We start from the raw sequence: 3,220 nt of genomic DNA, 5'->3' as shown, positions 1-3,220 counted from the left end.
ATGGCTTCAGAGCCAAAGGCGATCAGGTGTTCCAGAACGTCACCGTCCGCAATGCGGATGGAGAGATCGTCAGCTATGCTGACATGATTGTCGTGCGCGAAGGTAAGGTTCGTTACGTTGTCGAAGCTAAGAGCGGGCGAGCAAATTTGAGTAGGGGACAAGCCAATTTCCAGGAAATGGTAAGAACGAATGAACCCTTCAATTTTACAGGGAAGAATGCAGTCGGCATCCCTGGTGCAAATGAATTGCAAACATGGCCAAATGTACAATATAGACAGATTGGCCCAACGGACCCCGTGCCATGAAGAAAAATAAGCCTAATACTGAAATAAAAGCTATCATCTCTGCTTTCAAAAATGCTGGATGGCGAAAAAGTGACTATCAGCTTTATCGATTTATGGACCCTGGGCGACGTTATATTATCAGTGCAATTATTGATACCGGTGCTTTTGGTATTCCAAAGGACAGCTTAGGCGCAAGTATATCTTTTCACGACAAACGATTGACGGACTTGGCTTACGCTGTGAAAGAATTCGATCAAACCGAAAATTCTCCAGATTCTGAAAAAAAACTTAATATTACAAACTATTTGCGCGGATTTAACCGTCCGCCTTTAGTTGCAGTAAAGAAAATAGAAATATATAATGGTAATCTTGAGGAGAATTTTGTTGAAATATGCAATAAAGACGCCGAAAATATTTATGAAGAATATAGTGATCTTGAAAAAGTTTCTAAATTATACGAAGAAAGCAATGTTCTCATCTATGATCGTGATTGCTTATTAATAAATCTTTTCTTGAAAAGGTATTCAAAAGTAAGAAAAATATTTAAAGAATATCATGAACCCTTTGATGGGCGAGGAAACTGGGATATTATAAGATATATGGATTATTTTAAATTTTACTGATTCAATACAGTGATAAAGTGATAATTAGATAAGTAATCGGCAGGCGGCGCTGTCTTCCTCGGAATTATAGTCGGCGGACCGCCCGCCTGAGGTGGGCACGGCGTATCTTTGGGACGGCGATCGGATGGTGGCGGAGGCGCCGCTGCATCTGGACGGGCAGATCGCCTGGGACGAAGGCATCCGCTGGCACTTCGAGGAAGAAACGCACAGGCTCCTGGCCAAGGAGCTGCCCGGCGGCGAAATGCTGGCGGTGGTCACCGACCCGCTCGGCACGCCGAAGGAGATGTTCGACGCGCGGGGCCGGCTGGTGTGGGCGGCGGACCATCACGTCTGGGGCGCGGTGCGGGCGGTGGAGGTGCGTGGCGCCCTGGCGATGAAGCCCGCCCACGCCCGCGCGCCCGACGCGCTGGCCTGCCCGTGGCGGTTTCCGGGCCAGTACGAGGATGCCGAGACGGGGCTATACTACAACCGCCACCGGCACTACGATCCCCTGACCGGCCACTACGCCAGCCCCGACCCGATCGGTCTCGCCGGCGGCGACCGGCCCCAGGCCTATGTGCCCAACCCCACAGTGTGGGTGGATCCGCTGGGGCTAAGTGCAAGCTCCAAAGCGCTTGCGCCAAGCGGGCCACCTTTTCGGCTTCCTGCGTACGATGGTAAGACGACAACCGGCTATCTTCTAACGAATGAAGGAAAGGGATATTGGCTGCGATCTGGAGACGGTTTGCCCCAATATCGAAACTATGCCAACAACGCGCATGTGGAACAAAAAGCTGCAATAATTATAAGAAATACAGGATCATCAGGCGGCCGGCTTTGGCATAATAATCCCAATACCTGTAAATTTTGTCAAACTATGACGAATACTTTTCTTCCGGAGAATGCGGGACTAGATGTAATTGATGGGGGCGGAAATATTTCAAAATTTCTAGGAAACGCAACATCACCAAAATTAGCTCCAGGATACAATTAAGGAATCTAGAAATGTTGTTTCAAATAGAAGATCTAAAGAAAAAATCCTTAATTGATACTGAAGAATATGATATAAAAAAGAAGTTTTTAGAGTTTTATTGTTTATACGATGGGTATAATTGTTTATCTATAATTAAAAAAAATAAAGAATACCCTATGTTTATTTTTGCTGTTTCTAATAATTATGCTACGGTTAACTATTTTTCAGATTCAGGAAATAATTATGTTTCAAAGAACGAAAATAAATTTAATGTAGATGACGTAGTTATATTTTATATGATAAGTTTGACTGAAGAGCAAGAAATGTCGAAATCTGTTACTATTAGTGTTCAAGACGCCATTGATGCGGCTATAGAATTTATGAAAGACCCATGTGAGTTACCGTCTTGCATCATGTGGTACGAATTATAATGGCATAAGCTTTATTCAATTTAAATTCTGGTGGCTTTTGCATCGCTAATTTGATCGTGCCTTTGCGCCGGTTTCGATCGACGACGCGCTGTGGGGCGAGCGGCGGCTGTCCTATGACGGCAACGGCCAGTTGGTCTCGGCCGAGAGCGCCTCGGGCTCGGAGCGCTTTTCCTACGATGCGGCGCGCAATCTTCGCGGCGCCTCGTCCTCGCAGCGGGCCGAGGAGGGCCCGTCGGGCTACGGCGCGGCCTTCGCGCCGCCTTCGGCGCGGCGGTGCCGGCCAGCCGGCCCGAGGCCTGGCAGAGGACGCCCGGCGGGGTGGTGCAGATCGCGCGCGGTCCGAAGGGCGAGCGGCTGCGCCTTTCCCATGACGCCTGCGGGCGGCTGATCGAGCGGCATGTGGAGCGGGACGGTTTTCGGCCGCGGCGCTGGCGCTATGCATGGGACGCGCACGACCGGCTGGCCTCGGTGACGACGCCCGAGGGCGAGGAATGGCTCTACCGCTATGATCCGTTCGGGCGGCGGGTGGCGAAGGTCCGGCGCTTCAGCGGGGTCGAGCGCCAGCGCGCCTCCTGGCGCTGGCCGTCGCTGGTGGGCGAGGACGGCAGTCCACGGGCGATGCCGGCTGCTGCCAACGACGAGGCGGGCGCAAGCGGGGCGGCTTCGGACCGCCCGCCTGTGGTCGGCACGGCGTATCTTTGGGACGGCGACCGGATGGTGGCCGAGGCGCCGCTGCATCTGGACGGGCAGATCGCCTGGGCTGACGGCGTCCGCTGGCACTTCGAGGAGGAGACGCACAAGCTGGACACCTCGAAAAACCTCGCGTGGCTGGGCGTTTCATGATTCCATCGGTCTCGACGGGATCAGGAGGCATAGATGCGCGGGCAGCCGGGGTTCTGGGATGTTGACGAGCGATATGTCCGGCTGAGC

The 3,220-nt window shown here is 52.0% G+C and carries 5 protein-coding genes; all 5 read left to right on the top strand.

The window, feature by feature from the left end; translation table 11 throughout:
* On the top strand, positions 1 to 305 hold a 305-nt coding region (locus SMD10_RS25105), incomplete at its 5' end, for a hypothetical protein (protein WP_331688456.1).
* Positions 302 to 907, top strand: a complete 606-nt coding sequence (locus SMD10_RS25100; protein WP_331688455.1) for a hypothetical protein — start codon at positions 302 to 304, stop codon at positions 905 to 907. The genes SMD10_RS25105 and SMD10_RS25100, both read left to right, overlap by 4 nt.
* A gap of 124 nt (positions 908 to 1,031) precedes the next feature.
* Positions 1,032 to 1,880, top strand: coding sequence for an RHS repeat domain-containing protein (locus tag SMD10_RS25095; protein ID WP_331688454.1), 849 nt, complete (start codon positions 1,032 to 1,034; stop codon positions 1,878 to 1,880).
* An 11-nt stretch (positions 1,881 to 1,891) separates the two neighbouring features.
* Complete coding sequence (locus SMD10_RS25090; RefSeq protein ID WP_331688453.1) at positions 1,892 to 2,290, top strand: Imm1 family immunity protein; 399 nt, start codon at positions 1,892 to 1,894, stop codon at positions 2,288 to 2,290.
* A gap of 318 nt (positions 2,291 to 2,608) precedes the next feature.
* Positions 2,609 to 3,133 (top strand): hypothetical protein, encoded by a 525-nt coding sequence (locus tag SMD10_RS25085; protein WP_331688452.1) that lies wholly within the window; start codon positions 2,609 to 2,611, stop codon positions 3,131 to 3,133.
* The last annotated feature ends 87 nt before the right edge of the window (positions 3,134 to 3,220 follow it).

It is taken from the genome of Consotaella aegiceratis, assembly GCF_036541425.1.
GTDB classification, from domain to species: Bacteria; Pseudomonadota; Alphaproteobacteria; order Rhizobiales; family Rhizobiaceae; genus Consotaella; species Consotaella aegiceratis.
The sequence above is the reverse complement of the archived record's forward strand: the minus strand, read 5'-3'. Positions and strand labels throughout refer to the sequence as shown.